This window comes from Actinomycetospora sp. CA-101289 (genome assembly GCF_050955895.1).
Lineage (GTDB): Bacteria > Actinomycetota > Actinomycetes > Mycobacteriales > Pseudonocardiaceae > Actinomycetospora.
Genome location: NZ_CP192093.1, coordinates 2,625,296 through 2,644,175 on the forward strand (window position 1 = coordinate 2,625,296; position 18,880 = coordinate 2,644,175).

Annotated in this window: 22 protein-coding genes and 1 pseudogene; 11 read left to right on the top strand and 12 right to left on the bottom strand. The window is 74.6% G+C overall.

Annotated elements, in window-relative coordinates:
• Positions 1–73: 73 nt before the first annotated feature.
• Positions 74–1,642, bottom strand: a complete 1,569-nt coding sequence (locus tag ACQPX6_RS13055; RefSeq protein ID WP_433787743.1) for an MFS transporter — start codon at positions 1,640–1,642, stop codon at positions 74–76.
• 58 nt (positions 1,643–1,700) lie between these two features.
• Here ACQPX6_RS13055 and ACQPX6_RS13060 point away from each other — a divergent pair, with 58 nt between their 5' ends.
• Entirely contained in the window at positions 1,701–2,132 is a 432-nt protein-coding gene (locus ACQPX6_RS13060; protein WP_433787744.1) for a nitroreductase family deazaflavin-dependent oxidoreductase, read from the top strand.
• A 7-nt stretch (positions 2,133–2,139) separates the two neighbouring features.
• Here ACQPX6_RS13060 and ACQPX6_RS13065 read toward each other — a convergent pair whose 3' ends face one another.
• The 4 genes from ACQPX6_RS13065 to ACQPX6_RS13080 are packed head-to-tail and all read right to left on the bottom strand — an operon-like array spanning position 2,140 to position 5,924.
• Positions 2,140–2,955: an IclR family transcriptional regulator gene (locus ACQPX6_RS13065; RefSeq protein WP_433787745.1), complete on the bottom strand. Its 816-nt coding sequence runs from the start codon at positions 2,953–2,955 to the stop codon at positions 2,140–2,142.
• Positions 2,956–2,958: 3 nt separating this feature from the next.
• Positions 2,959–4,059, bottom strand: coding sequence for a histidine phosphatase family protein (locus ACQPX6_RS13070; RefSeq protein WP_433787746.1), 1,101 nt, complete (start codon positions 4,057–4,059; stop codon positions 2,959–2,961).
• The gene (locus ACQPX6_RS13075) at positions 4,056–4,994 is read right to left on the bottom strand and encodes a catechol 2,3-dioxygenase (protein WP_433787747.1); all 939 of its coding nucleotides are present in this window, start codon (positions 4,992–4,994) and stop codon (positions 4,056–4,058) included. The genes ACQPX6_RS13070 and ACQPX6_RS13075 overlap by 4 nt, the downstream gene beginning before the upstream one ends.
• Before the next feature lie 15 nt (positions 4,995–5,009).
• Positions 5,010–5,924, bottom strand: coding sequence for a catechol 2,3-dioxygenase (locus ACQPX6_RS13080; protein ID WP_433787748.1), 915 nt, complete (start codon positions 5,922–5,924; stop codon positions 5,010–5,012).
• Positions 5,925–6,049: 125 nt separating this feature from the next.
• Between ACQPX6_RS13080 and ACQPX6_RS13085 the strand changes: the two genes are divergently transcribed.
• The 7 genes and pseudogenes from ACQPX6_RS13085 to ACQPX6_RS13115 all read left to right on the top strand — a co-directional run bounded on the left by ACQPX6_RS13085 (position 6,050) and on the right by ACQPX6_RS13115 (position 10,670).
• A complete protein-coding gene (locus tag ACQPX6_RS13085) occupies positions 6,050–6,739 on the top strand; it encodes a hypothetical protein (RefSeq protein ID WP_433787749.1) in 690 nt (229 codons plus the stop codon).
• Entirely contained in the window at positions 6,736–7,527 is a 792-nt protein-coding gene (locus tag ACQPX6_RS13090) for an IclR family transcriptional regulator (protein ID WP_433787750.1), read from the top strand. Before ACQPX6_RS13085 ends, ACQPX6_RS13090 begins: the two co-directional genes overlap by 4 nt.
• Entirely contained in the window at positions 7,528–8,316 is a 789-nt protein-coding gene (locus ACQPX6_RS13095; RefSeq protein WP_433787751.1) for a 2-keto-4-pentenoate hydratase, read from the top strand.
• The gene (locus ACQPX6_RS13100) at positions 8,316–9,077 is read left to right on the top strand and encodes a 2-keto-4-pentenoate hydratase (protein WP_433787752.1); all 762 of its coding nucleotides are present in this window, start codon (positions 8,316–8,318) and stop codon (positions 9,075–9,077) included. The genes ACQPX6_RS13095 and ACQPX6_RS13100 overlap by 1 nt, the downstream gene beginning before the upstream one ends.
• A 52-nt stretch (positions 9,078–9,129) precedes the next feature.
• A pseudogene (locus ACQPX6_RS13105) lies at positions 9,130–9,336 on the top strand (2-hydroxymuconate tautomerase); the annotation flags it as partial.
• A gap of 5 nt (positions 9,337–9,341) precedes the next feature.
• On the top strand, positions 9,342–9,674 hold the full coding sequence (locus tag ACQPX6_RS13110; protein ID WP_433787753.1) for a Rieske (2Fe-2S) protein: 333 nt from the start codon (positions 9,342–9,344) through the stop codon (positions 9,672–9,674).
• Positions 9,675–9,800: 126 nt separating this feature from the next.
• Positions 9,801–10,670: a proprotein convertase P-domain-containing protein gene (locus ACQPX6_RS13115; RefSeq protein ID WP_433787754.1), complete on the top strand. Its 870-nt coding sequence runs from the start codon at positions 9,801–9,803 to the stop codon at positions 10,668–10,670.
• Positions 10,671–10,754: 84 nt separating this feature from the next.
• Here the strand turns inward: ACQPX6_RS13115 and ACQPX6_RS13120 are convergent, their stop codons facing one another.
• The 6 genes from ACQPX6_RS13120 to ACQPX6_RS13145 all read right to left on the bottom strand — a co-directional run bounded on the left by ACQPX6_RS13120 (position 10,755) and on the right by ACQPX6_RS13145 (position 14,871).
• Positions 10,755–10,994 carry a hypothetical protein gene (locus tag ACQPX6_RS13120; protein ID WP_433787755.1) on the bottom strand — a complete coding sequence of 80 codons (240 nt, stop codon included), beginning with the start codon at positions 10,992–10,994 and terminating at the stop codon, positions 10,755–10,757.
• Entirely contained in the window at positions 10,991–12,340 is a 1,350-nt protein-coding gene (locus ACQPX6_RS13125) for a Rieske 2Fe-2S domain-containing protein (protein ID WP_433787756.1), read from the bottom strand. Before ACQPX6_RS13125 ends, ACQPX6_RS13120 begins: the two co-directional genes overlap by 4 nt.
• 91 nt (positions 12,341–12,431) lie before the next feature.
• A complete protein-coding gene (locus tag ACQPX6_RS13130; protein WP_433787757.1) occupies positions 12,432–12,908 on the bottom strand; it encodes a hypothetical protein in 477 nt (158 codons plus the stop codon).
• On the bottom strand, positions 12,905–13,267 hold the full coding sequence (locus ACQPX6_RS13135) for a DUF6463 family protein (RefSeq protein ID WP_433787758.1): 363 nt from the start codon (positions 13,265–13,267) through the stop codon (positions 12,905–12,907). Before ACQPX6_RS13135 ends, ACQPX6_RS13130 begins: the two co-directional genes overlap by 4 nt.
• A complete protein-coding gene (locus ACQPX6_RS13140; protein WP_433787759.1) occupies positions 13,264–13,866 on the bottom strand; it encodes a TetR/AcrR family transcriptional regulator in 603 nt (200 codons plus the stop codon). The genes ACQPX6_RS13135 and ACQPX6_RS13140 overlap by 4 nt, the downstream gene beginning before the upstream one ends.
• A gap of 27 nt (positions 13,867–13,893) precedes the next feature.
• Complete coding sequence (locus ACQPX6_RS13145) at positions 13,894–14,871, bottom strand: GlxA family transcriptional regulator (RefSeq protein ID WP_433787760.1); 978 nt, start codon at positions 14,869–14,871, stop codon at positions 13,894–13,896.
• Between the two features lie 72 nt (positions 14,872–14,943).
• On the opposite strand from ACQPX6_RS13145, the gene ACQPX6_RS13150 reads away from it, so the two are divergent.
• Genes ACQPX6_RS13150 through ACQPX6_RS13160 form a run of 3 tightly spaced genes read left to right on the top strand, consistent with a single transcriptional unit; the run spans position 14,944 to position 17,620 of the window.
• On the top strand, positions 14,944–16,224 hold the full coding sequence (locus ACQPX6_RS13150) for an MFS transporter (RefSeq protein ID WP_433787761.1): 1,281 nt from the start codon (positions 14,944–14,946) through the stop codon (positions 16,222–16,224).
• Positions 16,221–16,832: a carboxymuconolactone decarboxylase family protein gene (locus tag ACQPX6_RS13155; RefSeq protein ID WP_433787762.1), complete on the top strand. Its 612-nt coding sequence runs from the start codon at positions 16,221–16,223 to the stop codon at positions 16,830–16,832. Before ACQPX6_RS13150 ends, ACQPX6_RS13155 begins: the two co-directional genes overlap by 4 nt.
• Before the next feature lie 11 nt (positions 16,833–16,843).
• Positions 16,844–17,620: an IclR family transcriptional regulator gene (locus ACQPX6_RS13160; protein ID WP_433787763.1), complete on the top strand. Its 777-nt coding sequence runs from the start codon at positions 16,844–16,846 to the stop codon at positions 17,618–17,620.
• Here the strand turns inward: ACQPX6_RS13160 and ACQPX6_RS13165 are convergent.
• Complete coding sequence (locus tag ACQPX6_RS13165; protein ID WP_433787764.1) at positions 17,586–18,830, bottom strand: MFS transporter; 1,245 nt, start codon at positions 18,828–18,830, stop codon at positions 17,586–17,588. The genes ACQPX6_RS13160 and ACQPX6_RS13165 overlap by 35 nt on opposite strands.
• Positions 18,831–18,880: the final 50 nt, after the last annotated feature.

The window sequence follows — 18,880 nt, forward strand, 5'->3', positions numbered from 1 at the left end:
CCCCGACGCTAGGAGCGCCCCCGGGTGGTCGGCACCACCCTGTTCCCGCCAGCCGAACGGCCCGGGGAGGGCCTCAGTGGGGGTGGGCGTGCCCGTGGACGGCGTGCGCGTGGACCTCGGCGTCGTCGGGCCCCGGGTCGGTGCCCGTGCCCGACGCGATCCCCGAGCCGAGGGCCGCGGGGGTGACGTCCGGCCGGGTGCGGCGGCGGCGCACGACGTCGACGAGTCCGAGGGCGAAGGCCGCGAGCACGCAGGCGAGGACGACGAGCAGGCCCGCGGCCAGCGCCGTCCCGTACTGCTCGCCGGAGGCGGACAGGGCCGCGAAGAACACGGTGGCGACCAGGGCGATGCCGATCGAGGACCCGATGCGCTGCGACGTCTGCTGCATCCCGCCCGCGGTGCCGCCCTGGTCGACGGGCACGTCCTGCAGGGTCAGCGCCTGGTTCGGGGTGATCACCAGGCCGCTCCCGATCCCCGCGACGAGCAGCGGGAGGGCGGTGAACAGGCCCGTCGAGGGGTCGGTGCGCAGCCGGACGACCACGAGGGTGGCCGCGATCCCGGCGGCCATGACGAGCGTGCCCGCCACCACGAGCGGGCGCCCGACGCGGACCACGATCCGCCCGCCCCACGCCGCGGCCACCGCCGACCCGACCGCGTAGGGCATGGTCGCGAGCCCGGCGAGCAGCGGGGAGTAGCCGAGCCCCTGCTGCAGGTAGACCGTGAGCACGAAGAAGATCGCCGTCGACCCCGCCATGTAGAGCGTGCCGAGGCCGGTGCCGAGGACGTAGCCGGGGCTGCGCAGCACCCGCTCGTTGACCAGCGGCTCGCGTCCGCCGCGGGCGTAGCGGCGCTCCCAGGCGACGAAGCCCACGGCGACGACGACGCCGACGGCCGCGGTCCACCAGGGCGCGCTCGCGGGGTCCCGCTCGGCGAGCACGACGGGCAGCAGGACGCCGAACACCGCGAGGCCCAGGAGCACGGCGCCGACGGGGTCCAGCGAGGCGCGCGACCGCTGCGCCCGGTCGGGGTCGGCAGGCAGCAGGCGCGGGGCCAGCACCAGCGCGATGGCCGCGAGGGGCAGGTTGACGAGGAAGACCCAGCGCCAGCCCTCAGCCGGACCGCCGAGCTGGATGATCAGGCCGCCCAGGAGGGGACCGACGGCGGTCGAGGAGGCGTTGACCGCCCCGAAGACGCCGAACGCGGTGCCCCGCTCGCGGCCGCGGAACATCTGCTGGATGAGCCCGAGGAGCTGCGGGTTCACCAGCCCGCCCGCGACGCCCTGCACCAGGCGGGCGACCACGAGCCACAGCGGGCTCTGCGCCAGCCCGGCGGCGAGGCTCGCGAGCGCGAAGAGCACCAGGCCCGCGACGAGCACGCGCTTGCGGCCCCGCGCGTCACCGAGGCGCCCGGCGGGGACCAGCGCGAGCCCGAACGTCAGCGTGTAGCCGGCGACGATCCAGGACAGGTCGGCCGGGCCCGCGCCGAGACCGGTGCGGAACGAGGGCAGCGCGACGTTCACGATGCTCACGTCGACGAAGATCATGACGCCGGCGAGCATGCAGACGGCGAGCGCCCGCCACCGCGCGGGGTCGGGGGCGTCCTCGTCGGGGCGCGTCTCGGGTGCGGGGTCGGTCGCAGGCACGATCCCGTGGCTACCCGGGCCGCGGAACAACGACGCGGGAACGGGGGTTGCGGCCGACGTGACGGAGAACCAGGTGGAGGCCAGCCCGACCGGCTGGGTCCGGGAGCAGACCGAGAAGATCGTGCAGAACGGGACCACGGAGGGCGTCGAGGTCCGCGGCGCCCCGGTCGTCCTGCTGACGCTGCGCGGGGCGAAGAGCGGCAAGCTCCGCTACACCCCGGTGATGCGGGTGGAGCACGACGGGAGCTACGCCGTCGTCGCGTCCAAGGGCGGGGCGCCCGAGAACCCCGTCTGGTACGCGAACATCAAGGCGAACCCGGAGGTCACGCTCCAGGACGGCACCGAGACCGGCACCTTCGTCGCCCGCGAGGTCTCCGGCGACGAGCGGGCGCGGTGGTGGGAGCGCGCCGTCGCGGTGTTCCCGTCGTACGCCGAGTACCAGGCGAACACGAGCCGCGAGATCCCGGTGTTCGTGCTCGACCCGAAGTAGATCCGGATCAGCTGCGGGCGCGCTCCAGGTCCGCCGAGATGCGGGCCGCGGCGCGCCGCAGCCCCTGGACGACCGCCGGCTTGCGCGGGCCGAGCACCCGCGAGGTCACGCCGACGACCGACAGCGCCGCCACCGGGTGGGGACGCCCGCTGCGGGTCAGCGCGATCGGCGCCGCGAGCGACGACCAGCCGGGCTCGAACTCCTCGCGCGAGGTCGCGTAGCCCTGCTCGCGGGTCTGGGCGAGGATCTGCCGGTAGCGCAGCGGGTCGACCACCGTGAACGGCGTGTACCGGCGCAGGCCGCGCTCGAGGATCGCCGTGACCAGCGCCGGGTCCGCGGCGGCGAGGACGCGCCCCGTGCTCGACGAGTGCGCCGGGTTGCGGCGGTGCTCGCTGCGGAAGCGCACGTTCATCCCGGCGGCCTCGGTGCGCTCGACGTAGAGCACGTCGGTGCCCACCACGACGCCGAGCTGCACGGTCTCGCGGAGCAGTTCGCGCAGCTCGCCCATCGCGGGCAGGGCCACGTCGCGCAGCATCAGCCGGTCGACCGCGAGCTGGCCGTACTCGAACAGGCGCAGGCCCAGCCGGTAGCGGCCGGAGCCGGTGCGCTCGAGCAGCCCGCCGGTGGCCAGCGCGGCGAGCATCCGGCACGCCGTGCTCTTGGCGATGCCCAGGCGCGCGGCGACGCGCGTCGCGCCGAGCTCGGCCTCGTCGGCGAAGCAGTCGAGCACCGCGACGGCGGTGGAGACCGACCGCAGCGGCGAGTCGTCCTCGGGCGGGCCGCCGGGGCCGAGCTCGAGCGGGGGGAGGGACAGCACGCTCACGGCTCAGGCCTCCCACTGCGGGAACTCGTCGGGCGGTGGGACGTTCACCTCGGTGACGCGGTTGCGGTAGGAGACGAAGGCGCTCCGGGCGCCCTCGCGCACCTTCACGCGGATCTCCTCGGTGTTCAGCGGCTCGCCCGGGTCGTAGCCGTGCGCCCAGGTGGCGAACGCGCGCATCGGCCCGGAGTGGGTCGCGGCGAGGATCCGGCGGTGGCTGATCGAGCCGTCGGGCTGCGTCGACTCGGTGATCAACCGGTGGAACCCGCGCCAGAACCGCCGCACGCACATCGCCGGCGGCTCGAAGTACATCATCGGGACCGTCAGCCACTCCTGGATCGGGTCCGCCCCGCCCAGCTGCGTGCGGTAGAAGCGGTCGATCTCGACGAGCCAGCGCGGCCGGTCGCCGACGGCGAGGCGCTCGAGGGTCTCGTTGGTCGCCTGGTACTGGCGGAACGCCGAGGTGACGTCGCGCAGGCCGTCCGGGGTCCAGACCCCGAAGTTGCGCAGCTCTCCGATCGGCTCCTTCTCGGTGATCTCGGCGTCGATGCCCCACATCTCCAGCCCGTCGGTCACCCCGCGGTAGAGCTGGTCGGCGGTCTGGCGCGCGCGGTTGGTGTCGGCGCAGACCAGCCGCACGCGGTCTCCGGCGTCGAACCGCCGCGCCAGCTCGTGGCCGCGCCGGTGGGCCTGCCAGCCGCCCATCGGCGTCAGGCCGGCGTCGGTGGAGTAGCCCTGGGTGATGCCGTGCCGGATGATCGAGATCTCGCAGACGATCTTCTCCGACGCGCGCCGCTCGACCGGTGCGGCGATCTCCTTGCCCCGGCTGGCCTCGGCCAGCGCCGGGCTGAAGTGCTTGCCCTCGTACTCGACGGTGGCCGCCCCGCCGCCGGGCGCCGAGCCCCGGTCGCGAAAGCGGCGCAGGTAGAGCGGCAGGCCGTCCCCTTCGGGCGGCGCCTCCGGCGCGGCCGGCGCGGCCGCCGCGCTCGCCCGGTCCGACTCCGGGTCCTTCGCGCCGCCGCGGCGCGCGCGGTAGCGCGACAGGTAGTCCGGGGCCTCGTAGCGGTGGACCGCCCGGGGGTCGGTGCGGTCGTCGACGCCGGTCATGAGTGGACCGTGAAGAAGCGCTCGTTGACCTGGCGGTGGTAGTAGAAGATGGCCCGCCCCATCTCCTCCTCGGTCCAGGTGATCGGCTCGAAGTCGGGGTCGACCCAGTAGCCGCCGGTGAAGAGCTCGTTGCGGTTGCCCGCCGGGTCGAAGAAGTACGTGGTGTACCCGCGGGTGACGCCGTGCCGCGTGGGCGCCACGTCGATGTTCACCCCGTGGTACGCCAGCGTGTCCGCCGCGTCGCGGATGCCGTTCCAGTCGTCGAGCCAGAACGCGAAGTGGTGCAGCGCCCCGTTCGGACCGGTGATGACGGCGATGTCGTGCGGGGTGTGCGAGTGCTCGAGGAACGTCGCGAGCTGGTGGCCGTCGTTGGCGAGGATCTGCTCGGTGAGCCGGAACTCGAGCAGCTCGCAGAAGAACGCGGTGAACGCCTCGACGTCCTCGGCCATGACGAACAGGTGGTCCAGGCGCGGGGGAGCGATCCCGATGAGGTCCTGCGGCCGGGGCGGCGGGTTCGTCTTCGGCAGCATGTTGCCGATGCGCTCGGTGCCGTGGGTCAGCTCGACGAGGTGGCCCGACGGGGAGTCGAAGCGGATCGCCTCGCCCCAGCCCGGCCCGAGCTCGCGGAGGGCGTAGCGCTTGACCGGCACGCCGGCGGCCTCGAGCTTCGCGGTGAAGTGGTCGAGGTCGCTCGCCTCGTTGAGCTTGAACGACATGTGGTCGAGGCCGTAGGTGGGGGCCTCGCGCAGGATCACCGAGTGGTGCTCGCGCTCGTCCCAGCACTTGAGGAACACCCGCGGAGCCCCGTCGCGCTCGTCGCGCGCGGTCTCGATGAGGCCCAGGACCTCGGTGTAGTAGGCGGTCGCGAGCTCCAGGTCGGGGACCCGGACCTCGACGTGCTGCAGCCGGATGATCCGGTCGGAGGTGGTGGCCACGATGTCCGAGTCCCCTTACGTGTGCATCCGCAGGAACCGCTGGCTGATGACGTTCTCGTAGTAGAAGAGGCCCTTGCCGAAGTTGTCCTCGGTCCAGGTGAGGATCTCGGTGTCGGGGTCGACCCAGTAGCCGCCGGTGAAGACCTCGTTGCGGATGCCGAGCGGGTCGAAGAAGTAGATGGTGTTGCCGCGCGTGACGCCGTGGCGCGTCGGGCCCTGGTCGATCTGCACGCCGTTGTAGGCGAGCGTGTCGGCGGCCTTGCGCACGTGGTCCCAGTCGTCGAGCCAGTACGCCCAGTGGTGCAGCGCGCCGTTCGGGCCGTTGACGATGGCGATGTCGTGGGGCGAGTGCGTGTTGCCCGCGAGCCACACGCCGAGCTGGTGGCCGTTGCCGTCGAGCACCTGCTCGGTCATCCGCATACCGAGCACGTCGATGAAGAAGCTCCCGGCCTCGGCGACCTCCTCCGCGTTGACCAGCATGTGGTCCATCCGCGGCGGGGCGATGCCCGGGAGGTCGGGCGGCGGGATCGGCGAGGGGTTGTGCTTGCCCAGCATGTTGCCGGTCTTCTCGATGTCCCAGACCAGCTCCATGATCTGGCCGGACGGGACCTCGAAACGGATCGACTCGCCCTGGCCGACCGCGCCACCGCGGCTGACCCGCTGCGTCGGGCAGCCGTAGGCCTCGACCTTCTTCTCGAACTCGGCGAGGTCGTCCTCCTGCTCGACGCGGAAGGTGAAGGAGTCCAGGCCCGTCCGCGGGTTGTAGCGCATCCGCAGCGAGTGGTGGTCCTCCTCGTCCCAGCACTTGAGGTAGACGGTGTCGTCGGTGCGCGCCACCTGCTGGAGACCCATCACCTCGGTGTAGTAGGCGGCCGACAGGTCCAGGTCGGGCGTGCGGACGTCGACGTGGGCCAGGCGCAGGATCCCCATGCGGCGTCTCCCTCTCGAGCAGGCCGGGCTTCCTTGACGGGACGACGCTAACCGCCCTAGCGTTCCGCAAGGAAGGACAGCCGTTCCGATGTGCGGAACGTGGGGGGTTGACGGAGGTGGTGGGCGTGGCGGACCCGGAGGCGATGCGCCGCGCGGTCGCCGGCTACGTCGAGGGGATCCACGGCGCGTACCTCAAGCAGGCGTCCACCTTCCCGCCCGCGGTGCAGGGCCGGCTGCCGCTGCTGGCGGCGGGCCGGTTCACCGTCGCCGCGGTCGGCGCGCGCAACCTGCACGTCCTCGCCACCACCGAGTCCCTCGGGCCGCCGCGGGGCCAGGAGGTCGAGCTCACGGGCGCGCTCGAGGGCCTCGAGTGGACCGTGCGGTTCTACGACCCCGTGGTCGTCCCGGCGCTGGGACTGATCGACGAGTCCGAGGGGCCGGCGTCGGAGAAGGTCCGGGGCGCGCTGGGGATCGCGACGACCGTCTACCACGTGGTCACCCAGCCCGGCTCCGGTCTGACGCCGCACCACGCGGGCCACGTCGGCTCGGGGCTGGCCAGCGCGCACTCCGCCGTGGCGCGCGACTTCGAGCGCCTGCGCGACCGGGCCCGCGGCCGCGAGGCGCTGGTCGACGAGATGGAGGGCGCGGCGGTCGCGGGCCTGCCGCGCGCCCAGGTGCTGCTCGCCCGCGCGATCCGCCCCCACGACGCGGCCGTCGGCGAGGCCGTGGACGCCTCGCTGCGCCCCGGCGCGACGCCCGACCCGGACGGGGTGCGCAAGGTGCTGCTCGAGGCCTTCACCCGGGAGCCGGCGTGAGCGATGCGCCGCTGCAGACGGTCACCAACGCCGCGCGGCTGCTCAAGGCGTTCCTCACCCGCGAGGAGTCGCTGGGGGTCTCGGAGCTCGCCCGGCGCCTGGGCCTGGGCAAGAGCGCGGTGCACCGGCTGTTGACCACGCTGGCCGCGGAGGGCCTCGTCGAGCAGGACCCGGGCACGGGCGGCTACCGGCTGGGCCTCGTGGTGTTCGAGCTGGGCGAGGCGGTGCGCGTCCACATGGACCTGCACGCCGCGGCCGGTTCCGTGCTCGCCCACCTGAGGGAGGAGACGGGGGAGTCCGCGCAGGTCGGGATGCTCGACGGGCACGACGTCGTCTACGTCGACCGGCTCGAGTCCAGTCACGCGCTGCGCCTGTTCACCGAGACCGGCCGCCGGGTGCCCGTGCACTGCACCAGCTCGGGCAAGGTGCTCCTGGCCTTCGCGCCCGAGCCGGTGCGCGAGCGCTTCCTCGCCACCGCTGCGCTGCACCGCCACACCCCGCACACGCTCACCGACCCCGACGAGCTGCGCCGGGCGCTGGTGACCGTGCGCGCCCGCGGCTGGGCCGACGCCGTCGACGAGCGCGAGATCGGGATCGCGTCGCTCGCCGCGCCCATCCGCGACGTGCGCGGCGCCGTCGTCGCCGCCATCGGGATCGGCGCCCCGGTGACCCGGTTCAAGGCCATGCACCGCAAGCGCCTCGCGCGCACCGTCGTCGAGGCCGGCGAGGCCGTGTCCCGACGCCTGGGCTGGTCCGAGGAGTCCCCCCTGCTCGAGAAGGAGAGCTGAGTGCCCGTCACCGACGCCGCCGACAAGGCGCGCGCGCTGTACGAGGCGCGCCGCACCCGCGTGCCGATCGCGCCCTTCACCGACGCCGAGCCCGAGCTGGACATGGCCGACGGCTACGCGATCCAGCAGGAGCTGGTGCCGCTGCTGCTCGCCGACGGCGACCGCGTGGTGGGGCACAAGGTCGGCGTCACGTCGGCGGCGATGCAGAAGATGATAGGCATCGACACCCCGGACTACGGCCCCGTGCTCGCGTCGACGGTGTACCGGGACGGCGACGCCATCCCGCTGTCCCGCTTCATCGCGCCCAAGGTCGAGGCCGAGATCGTGTTCGTCCTCGGGTCCCGGCTGCAGGGCCCGGGCGTCACGCCGACCGACGTCGCGCCCGCGGTGGCCGGGGTCGCGGCGGCCATGGAGATCGTCGACTCCCGCATCGCCGACTGGCGCATCAAGCTCGCCGACACCGTCGCCGACATGGCCTCCAACGGCGCCGTCGCGGTGTCGTCGCGGCTGGTCCCGCTCCCCGGGCTCGACACCCGGCTGATCGGGATGACGTTCACGCGCAACGGCGAGCTGGTCGACACCGGGGCCGGCGCGGCCGCGCTCGGCGACCCGCTGGCCGTCGTCGCCTGGCTGGCCAACGTGCTCGGCGAGGTCGGGGTGGCGCTCGAGCCCGGCCACCTGATCATGACCGGTGCCCTGCACGCGGCCGTGCCGCTGGCCGCGGGCGACGTGTTCCGGGCCGAGTTCGACCGGCTCGGTCCGGTGACGATCCGCGTGGAGGAGTCCTGATGGCCGACGTGCAGGAGCTGGCGGCGCGGCTGACGAAGGCCGTCACCGAGCGGACCGCGATCGAGCCGCTCACCGACGACGTCTCCGACCTCGACCTCGAGACCGGCTACGCCGTGCAGCGCGTGCTGCGCGAGCAGGCGGGGCCCCGGGTGGGCTGGAAGCTGGGCGTGACCTCGCGGGCCAAGCAGGCCCAGGTCGGGGTGTCCGACCCGGTGTGCGGGTTCCTGCGCGGCACCGGCGCGCTGGACCTGGGCGTGCCGCTGCGCACCGGCGAGCTGATCCAGCCCCGCGCCGAGCCCGAGATCGTCTTCGTGCTGGGCCGCGACCTCGCCGGCGAGTACGTCACGGCTGCGGACGTGCTGTCCGCGACGTCGGGGCTCGCGGTGGGCATCGAGATCCTCGACTCCCGGTTCCGCGACTACCGCTTCACGATGGCCGACGTCGTCGCCGACAACACCTCGGCCGCCCGCTTCGTCGTCGGCACCCCGGTGCCGCCGGCGGGGATCGACGTGCGGCTGGTCGGCGTGCTGCTGGAGAAGAACGGCCGGCTCGTGGCCACGGCCTCGGGCGCGGCGTCGCTGGGCCACCCCGCGGCCGCCGTCGCCTGGCTGGTGCGCCGCCTCGCGGCGTCGGGCGAGGGCCTGGCCGCCGGCGAGGTCGTCCTGTCCGGCGGCCTCACCGCCGCGACCCCCGTCGCCCCCGGCGACGTCGTCACCGTCTCGATCGACCGCCTCGGGACGGTCGAGCTCGCCTGTACGTGAGCGATCTTTGGGCCTATGGGCCCAAAGATCACTCACATAGCAACGGAGGCCGAACGTGCCGCTCGTGCAGATCACCCTCGCCCGGGGCCGCAGCCCCGAGCAGCTCGCCGCGCTGGGGGAGGAGGTGACCGCCGCCGTCTCGCGGGCGGTCGGGGCGCCCGCGGGGAACGTGCGGGTCGTCGTCACCGAGTGCGAGCCCGAGCACTGGTTCGTCGGGGGTGAGTCGCTCGCCGCGTTGAGGGCGTCGGGTCAGAGGTGAGCCTCGTGCGCGTCGACGGGCCGGGCGTCGTCACGACCGACGACGGCCGGCGCTTCGTCGTGCTCGCGCTGTCCGACGGCCTCCGGGTGGTCGACGCGCGGTGCCCGCACAACGGCGGGCCGCTCGAGGAGGGCTGGGTGCGCGAGGACCGGGTCCTCGTGTGTCCCTGGCACTGGTACCGGTTCGACCTCGACACCGGCGCGTGCGACACCTCCCCGCAGCACGTCCTGCGGGTCCACCCGGTCCGCGAGATCGACGGCGTGACCTACGCCGACGTCGGCGAGCCCGCGCGCGCGATGTCGTGGTCGGAGCGCCTGCGCGCCCACGCCCGGGAGTGACCCGCCCCGGCCCGTCCGGTTCGCCCGATCCGCGACGCCGTCGCCGCGCACGTCACCCGGACGGCCCATCGCCGGGTGTGTCGGGGTGGGGCGTGGGCGTCGGCACCGGAACGTATGCTGCCGCGCGTGTCCTCCCCCTTCGGTGGTTCCGGGTCCGAGGACCCCCAGCGCAACGAGCCCTTCGGCGCCCAGCCCACCCAGTACGGCCCGCAGGCCGACCCCTCGGCGTGGGGCGGGCAGCAGCAGGGCCAGTACGGGCAGCAGGGGCAGTACGGCCAGTCCGGGCCGCAGCCGTACTACGGCGGCACGGGACCGCAGCAGGGCTACGGCCAGCCCGGGTACGGGCAGTCCGGCGCGCAGCCGTACTACGGGGGCTCGGGGTACCAGGAGCAGCCCTACGGGCAGCAGGGCTACGGCCAACCGGGGTACGGCCAGCCGGGCTACGGCCAGCCCCAGTACGGCCAGCAGGGCTACGGGCCGCAGTACGGCCAGCCCGGGTACGGCGGCTACGGCCAGCCGCCCAAGAAGAACAAGGCGCTGCCCTGGATCCTCGGCGGCGTCGCGCTCGTGGTGGTGCTGGTCGTCGCGGTCGTGCTCGTCATCGGGCTGGGCAGTGGCGGCACGGTGACCGCCACGTCCTCGCGCTCGGTGTCGATCCCCGACGACACCCCCACCGGCGTCACCGACACGCTCACCCTCGACGGCTCCGGCACGGCGTCCGCGATCCGGGTCGGCGTGTCGATCAACCACACCTACACGTGCGACCTCGTCGTCACCCTGCGCTCGCCGCAGGGCGCCTCCGCGGTGATCGCCGACAGCGACTCGTGCAACCGGTCGCAGCCCAACCTGCAGATCAACCTCGACAGCCGGCAGGGCGGCCCGCTGGCCTCGCTGGTCGGGCAGTCGACCTCCGGGCCGTGGACGCTCGAGGTCGTCGACGACGTGGCCGTCGACCGCGGCACCCTCACCGGCTGGAACATCGCTGTCGATCAGTGAGACCACGGCGACCCCCCGGAGCGCGCCGGAGGTCGGTGGGCAGCGCGACGCAGGAGCGCTGACGACCGGACCTCCTCGGCGCGACTAATGCCCGGGTTCGTGGCCGATCGCGGTGCTGCCCGTCGTCGTGACCTCGCCCGTCCAGTCGCACGAGGCGCACCAGCAGTAGAAGCGTCGCTGGTCGCCCTCCCAGAACTCGTTGGCGAGTCCCAGGTCCCGCGCGCACGACGGGCAGAACCGCGGCGCGTCGCGGCGGTGGGCCTCGACGTCGGCGGCGAAGCGCCGGTCGATCTTCGCCCCGGGCGAGCCGTCGGGCACCGTCACCGGGGGATCAGTCCCGAGTCCACCTGGGCGTCCGTGCCGGGCGCGAGGGTGGCGGTGCCGATGCCGCCCTCGGGCGTGAACGGCGAGCGCCCGGCGTCCTTGTCCGCGGCGGCCCGTTCGGCGGCGGAGATGTGGACCGTGCGGATGGTCTCCAGCTCGGGGGAGTAGCGCGTGGAGCCCATGGCGCAGAAGTCCAGCGCGAACTCCGCGGCGCCGGCGTGGAACTTGTCCTTCTCGCAGGGCAGGTCGATGCGCTCGTGCGGCTCGCGGATCGTGCCCAGCGGGTCCTCGCCCTTGGCGACGGCCTGCATCGCCTGGCGGAACATCTTGCGCAGCAGCGCCACGCCGATGTCCGAGCGGCCGAGGTGCTCGGTGGTGCGGTCGGTGATCGGCCCCTGGGTCACCCAGGCCATGATGTCCTGGCCCTCGACGTAGTCGACGACGTGGTTGCCGCGGCCGTCGAACACCGGGATCTCGTAGTCGGGGATCGCCTGCTGCGCCACCGGCTCGTACCCCTCGGGGGCGTGCACGGTGTAGAGCATGAACCGCGTGGTGGTGCGGTTGATCGGCACGCGGATCTGCATCTGGTGGATGCCGCCGCCGCCGACGCGCATGTTGTACGGGAAGACGAGCGGGTGGCCGACCTTCCAGTCGTCGTTGTCCTCCGACGCCCCGGCGAGTACGCGGCGCTTGATGATGCCCCACGCGAAGGCGTCGAAGCCGATGCGCTGGTGCTTCTTGCCGAACGACGCCGGCGCGACGAAGCCCTCGTGGTTGCCGATGAACTCGAAGTAGCGCCCGTGCAGGTGCTCGACGTGATGCGGGTCGACGGCGTTCTCCATGACCTGCACGTAGTTGCAGGGGATGTCGGCCCAGCCGATGTCGCGGTAGCCGTCCATGACGTAGACGTCGAAGCGGGGGAGCAGCGGGGCGGGGTCGGGCCCGACGTAGGCCCACACGAGCCCGCCGAGCTCCTCGACCTTCCCGGCCGTGGCGCGCACCCGCTCCTGGAAGTTGGTGTTGTCCTTCTCCGCCGGCTGGTCGGTGCACGCGCCGTCGGTGTCGAACTTCCAGCCGTGGTACGGGCAGCGCAGCCCGTCGCCCTCGACGACGCCGTAGGCCATCGACGCCTTCCGGTGCGGGCAGGGCTCCGGGATGATCCCGTACTTCCCGGACGGCGAGCGCCACAGCGCGAAGAAGTCGCCGAGCAGCTCGACGCGCTTGACTGGGAACTCCTCGAGCTCGCGGGTGAACGCCACCGGGTACCAGTAGCAGCGCAGCACCTCGCCCATCGGCGTGCCGGCCTCGACGGCGGTGAGTTCCTCGTTCTGCTCGGCGGTCAGCATGCGGCCCTCCGGGGCGTGTGGCGGTGACCCCGACGCTAGGGAGCCGCCCGCCCCCGGAGAAGAGCGTTGTCCCGCTCCGCGGGATGGGACCTCAGACGCGCCGGCGCTCGAGGGTCCGTCGCGTGCCGAGGAGCAGCCCGGGGACCACCCGGCGGTGCACCGCGGACGCGGCGCCCCAGATCACCCGGGCGGCCGGGTGGTCGTACGCCATGACCGTCGTCAGCGCCAGGGCGCCGTCGCCGTGGCGGACGATCAGCTGGGCGCGGCCCCACCAGGACTCCGCGTGCAGGCGGACCCAGTCGTCGCCGACGGCGTCGAGGCGCCACCCGGCGACGCGGTCCGGGGACGGCCGCGGGTCGATCCGCAGCATCAGCGTCCGCCAGATCGCCTGCGCGCGGGCGCCCCCGACGTCGGAGAACATCACCCGCGCCCACTGCTCGGCGGTCCAGGGGCCCGGGTCGGTGGGGAGCGCGTAGTGGTCGAGGTAGGCGGGGTGGTCCAGCGAGCTGCGCTCCAGGACCCCGGCGGGGGCGACCGCGACGCCCACGTGCTCGGTCACCGGGGTCACGGCGCCTCCTCCGGACGGGTGGGGGCGAGCGCCGCCCACGTGCCGAGGACGGCGACGGCGGGCCAGCCGCCCGGCATGAGCACGCTGCCGGCGACGCCGGTGAGGGCGAGGACGCCGCCGCCGACCCGGTCGCCCGGGGTCAGCGTGCGCCCGACGGTCCACAGCGCGGGAGCCGCGACGAGGAACCAGAAGGCCGTCGCGCGGTCGCCGCGGTCGGGGACGGCGCCCCGGAGGGCGCCCGGGCCCCGCGTCCGGACGTCGCGCCCGACCTCGGCGAGGACGTCGCGGTAGAGCCAGGTGCCGACGGCCGCGTGCCCGAGGGCGACGACCTGCAGCGCGCGCCCCACGGTGGTGCTCACCGGGCACCCCCCACGGCCGGGACGGGCGCGTCCTCGGTGAGCCGGGCGATCCAGCGGTCGGCGTACCCGGCCAGGTCGTCGCCGGAGGGAGCGAGCGACGGGGTCGCGTGCACCAGCTGGGTGTGGCCGAGGAAGGCGCTGTAGGCCATGACCGCGCGCTCGCGGGCGTCCGCGTCGTCGTGGCCCAGCGCGGCGAACTGCGCGGCGAGGTACTCCAGCCGCCGGGCGGTGACCCGGGCCAGCGCCTCGGCGACGTCCGGGTCGTCGACGCTGGCCTGCAGCGCGAGCTCGACCTCGGCCGAGGGTCCGGAGGTCCGCCGCAGGGCCCCGAGCAGCAGCGTCCGGAGGCGCTCGCGCGGCCCGTCGACGGCCTCGACCCAGGCGATGACGTCCTCGGTCTCGCGCCGCTCCCACAGCGCGAGCGCGGCCCGCACGAGGTCGCCGCGCGAGGAGAAGTGCCAGTAGAAGCTGCCGCGGGTGGCGCCGAGGACCTTGGACAGGGGCTCGACGGCCACGGCCGCCGCTCCGCCCCGGCCCATCGCCGTCAGCGCCGCCGCGGCCCAGTCGTGGGCCGTGAGCTGCCGTTTCTCGGTCGCCATGCGTCCGTACAGTACTGTACGGACGCCCTACCGTACAGGGGTGTACGGACGCCGGAAGCGCCGCCGGTAGGCCAGCGGGGACAGGCCGACGTCCTCGGCGAGGTGGGCGCGCAGCGACGCCGCGGTGCCGAGGCCCGCGGCCGCGGCCACCCGGTCGACGGGCAGGTCGCTGCCCTCGAGCAGGCGGCGGGCGCGGGCGACGCGCTGGGCGACCAGCCACGCGTGCGGCGAGGTGCCCGTCTCCGCGCGGAAGCGCCGGGTGAAGGTCCGCACGCTCATCGCCGCCCGCGCCGCGAGCCCGGCGACGTCGAGGTCCGCGTCGAGGTGCTCCAGCGCCCAGGTCCGCACCGCGCTCGTCGAACCCTCGCGGTCGGCGGGCAGGGGCCGGTCGATGAACTGCGCCTGCCCGCCGTCGCGCCACGGGGCCACGACGAGGTGGCGGGCGACGGCGTTGGCCACCTCGGCGCCGTGGTCGCGGCGCAGCACGTGCAGGCAGAGGTCGAGGCCGGCGGCGAGGCCCGCGGAGGTCGCGACGTCGCCGTCGTCGACGAAGAGCACGGACTCGTCGACCTCGAGCTCCGGGTGCAGGCGGCGCAGCTCGTCGGCGTGGGCCCAGTGGGTGGTCGCCCGGCGCCCCGCGAGGCGCCCGGCGGCGGCGAGCACGAACGCCCCCGTGCAGATCGACAGCCAGCGGGCGTGGGCCGGCACCGCGTCGAGCGCCGCCTGCACGTCCGGGGGCAGCACGCCGTCGCGGCGGGCCGGGGCGTAGCGGGTGCCCGGGACGATGACCGTGTCCGCGGCGGCGAGCGTCTCGGGGCCGTGCTCGAGCAGGAGCGAGAAGCCGGCCGTGGTCGGCACGCGCTCGTCGAACCCGCAGACGCGCACGTCGTAGAGCGGCCGCCCGCCGGCCTCGGCGGACCCGAAGACCTGGGGCGGGATCTGCAGGTCGAAGCCGATGACCTCGGGCAGGGCGAGGACGGCGATGACGTGGCGGGGGCCGGGCATGGCCGGATTCTTGCACGGAGTGGCGTTCGGGCCACTGGTCCGCGGGGCCCGGACCCCGCAGGATCGACCTCCGTGACCGAGACCGCCCCGGTGAGCCCGACCCGTCTCCGTACCTCCGCCTGGCCGTGGGCGGTGGCCGCGACGGCGTTCGTGACCCTGCTCGGGGCGTCGGGCTTCCGGTCGGCGCCCGGGGTGTTCATCGACCCCCTGCACGCCGAGTTCGGCTGGTCGACCGCGACGATCTCGTCGGCGGTGTCGCTGAACCTCCTGCTCTACGGCGTCGTGTCGCCCTTCGCCGCCGCGCTCATGGAGCGCTTCGGGATGCGCCGGGTGGTGTCGATCGCGCTGCTGCTCGTGGCCGCGGGCAGCGGGCTGACCGTGTTCATGAGCGAGGTCTGGCAGCTCGTCCTGCTGTGGGGCGTGCTCGTCGGGGTGGGCACGGGGTCGATGGCGCTGGCGTTCGTCGCCACGGTGACGGGCCGGTGGTTCGTGCGCCGCCGCGGGCTCGTCTCCGGCGTGCTCACCGCCGCCCAGGCCGCGGGCGGGCTCGTCTTCCTGCCGCTGATGGCCTCGCTCGCGGGCTCGGTGGGCTGGCGCGCGGCGTCGCTGGTGATCGCCGCCGGCGCGCTGCTGGTGGTGCCGCTGGTGCTGCTGCTCCTGCGCGACCGCCCGTCCGACGTCGGGACGGTGGCCTACGGCGCCGACCCGGCCGAGGAGCAGCCCGAGGAGGTGCTGACGGGCGGAGCCGCGCGCCGCACGCTCACCGTGCTGCGCGACGCGTCGCGCACGGGCACGTTCTGGCTGCTCGCGGGCGGTTTCGCGATCTGCGGGGCGACCACCGTCGGCCTGCTCAACACCCACTTCGTGCCCGCCGCCCACGAGCACGGCATGCCCGCCACCACCGCCGCCGGGCTGCTGGCGGTGGTCGGGGTGTTCGACGTCGCCGGCACCATCGCCTCGGGGTACTTCACCGACCGCGTCGACCCGCGCAAGCTGCTCGCCGCCTACTACGTCCTGCGCGGCGCGTCCCTGGCCTTCCTGCCGTTCCTGCTCGCGCCGACCGCGGCGCCGCCGCTCTGGGCGTTCATCATCTTCTACGGCCTCGACTGGGTCGCCACGGTGCCGCCGACGGTGGCACTGTGCCGCGAGCGCTTCGGGTCCCGCGCGCCCATCGTCTTCGGCTGGGTGTTCGCCGCCCACCAGATCGGGTCGGCGATCGCGGCGGTCGGCGCCGGCGTGATCCGGGACGTCACCGGCACCTACGACGGTGCCTGGTGGTCGGCCGGCGCGCTGTGCGTCGTGGCGGCGGGGCTCTCGCTCGCGGTCCGCCGGGAGCTAGCGTCGGTCCGGTGACGATCACCCCTGCCGCCGACGCCGCCGACTGGGGCGGGCGCCTGCCACGCAACGAGTCCCTCGACCTCGACGAGGACCAGCGCGCGGCCCGCGACGAGATCCTGGAGCGCTCCGCGCGCTGGGCCGAGCGCTCCGGGTTCGCGCCCACCGACGACCAGGGCGGGCTGATCGGGCCGTTCAACGCCTTCGCGCTGCGCCCCGCGCCCGGGCGGGCGTTCAACCGCTGGGTGCAGACCGACCAGCGCGGCTCGTCGCTGTCCGCGCCGATCCGCGAGGTCGTCATCCTCACGGTCGGGGTGGCGTGGCAGGCCGACTACGAGATCTACGCCCACGTCGCGGTGGCCCGGACGGTGGGCCTCTCCGAGACCGTCATCGCCGGGCTGCGCGCGGGGGACACCGCGGGCTTCGCGCCCGACGAGCTCGCCGCACACCGCTTCGCCGACGAGCTCGTGCGCACCCACCGCGTGGCGGACGCGACCTACGCGGCGGCGCAGGACGCCTTCGGCCGCGACGGGGTGCTCGACCTGGTCCACCTCGTCGGCATGTACCTGGCGACGTCGGCGCTGCTCAACGCGTTCGAGGTCCCGGCGCCGCCGATCCCCGGCTAGCGTCCCCCACCGTGGCGGGACGGCCGAGCTGGGAGCTGGGCTCGGTGCGCAACGCCGCGCGCCTGCTCAAGGAGTTCTCGATCGTCGACCGGGAGCTCGGGGTGGCCGAGCTGGCCCGCCGGCTGGGCCTGGGCACCAGCACGGTGCACCGGCTCCTGGCCACGCTCGCCGATGAGCGCCTGCTCGAGCGCGGTCCCGCGGGCACCTACCGGCTGGGGCTCGCGGTGCACGAGCTCGGCGCCAGCGTCGCCCCGCACGTCGGCCTGCACGAGGCGGCGATGCCCGCCATGGCCGGCCTGCGCCACGCCACGGGCGAGACCGTGCAGCTCGCGGTGCTCGACGGGCTCGACTCCGTGTACGTCGAGCGGCTGGAGAGCCCGCACACCCTGCGGATCTTCGCCCGCGTCGGGATGCGGCTGCCGGCGACGACGACGAGCACCGGCAAGGTGCTGCTCGCCGCGCTGCCCTCCGAGGAGCTCGACGCGCGGCTGGCGTCCTGGACCCCGGAGCGCCCGACCCCGCACTCCATCGCCGACCCGGCGACCCTGCGCCGGCGGCTTCGCGAGATCGCCGCGCGGGGCTGGGCCGACAACCGCGAGGAGAGCCGGCTGGGCGTGGTGTCGGTGGGCGCGCTGGTCCGCGACGGCGCGGGCGAGGCGGTGGCCGCGGTGAGCGTCGCGGTGCCCGTCGACCGGGCGGCCGCGGCGACCCTGCGCCGCTACACGAGCCTCGTCACCGACACCGCGGAGGTGATCACGCGGCGACTGGGCGCTGCCGCAGCAGGCTGACGAAGGCGACCAGCGCCAGCAGCGCGACGATCCCGGCGAACACGACGCCCGCGGTGACCAGGCCGAACGCCGCCGACGCGACGCCCTCGCCGATCACCGGCAGCGAGATGCCGACGTAGAGGACGAGGAGGAAGCTCGACGCCACCTCGCTCCGCCGCTCGGGCGGGCTGCCGGCGTTCACGGCCCCGAGGCCGGCGCGGAAGCTCATGCCCTGCCCGATCCCGGCCACCACGGCCCCGGCGACGAGCACCCACAGCGTCGCCAGCGCGATGCCGGCGCCCACGACGAGGGCGCCGGCCACGAGGATGGCGCAGCCGGTGAGCAGGGCCGGGCGGAGACCGACCCGCGACGACGCGACCTGTCCGACCGTCGAGGCCCCGAGCAGGGTGAACACGACGAGGCCGGTGACGAGGTGGTCGGGCTCCCCGAGCACCTGCGTGAGGAAGGCGGGGGAGACGGCGGTGAAGAGCCCGAGCACGGCGAAGCCCGCGAACCCGGCGATGGCGGCGCGCACGAACACCCCGCGGACCTCGGCCGGCACGGACACCGTCTGGGGGCGCCAGCGCACCGGGCCCTCGGGGACGTCGATGGGTTCGGCGATCATCCAGACGGCCACGCCGGCGACGAGCACCATCGCGATGTGCACGAGGTAGGGCAGGTCGAGCGGCGCCGGGGCGTACTCGGCGAGCGCTCCCGCGACCACCGGCCCCAGGCCCAGCCCCAGCATGTTCACGCAGGCGCCGAGCAGGCTGTAGCGGTCCTGGCGGCCCTCCGGCGCCAGGTCGACCAGGGCCGCGGTGGCCGTGCCGGTGAAGATGCCGGCCGACAGCCCGGACAGCACCCGGCCCACGAACAGCGCGGTGGTGCTGTCGGGGATCAGGAACACGGCGCTCGAGACCGCGGCGATCACGAGGCCGGGCAGCAGCACCGCGCGGCGCCCCACCTGGTCGGAGAGCCGCCCGAACAGCAGCAGCGCCGCCATGACGCCCACCGCGTACGCCGCGAAGACCACCGTGACCATCACCCCGCCGAACCCGAGCTCGCGCTCGTAGATCGGGTAGAGCGGCGTCGGCAGGGTCGCCCCGAGCATCGTGACGAGGAACGCGCTCGCGACGACGGCGGCCGCGGCGGGCCCGCGCAGGCCGCGCCGTCGGGTACCGGTGGTGGTCTCTGGCGACGAGCTGATGGTGTCCTCCGTCCGGTCGTGCACGACGGAGGGCGTGTTCCCCCGCCGCCCGGGCGTTCACGCCTGGGCGGCCG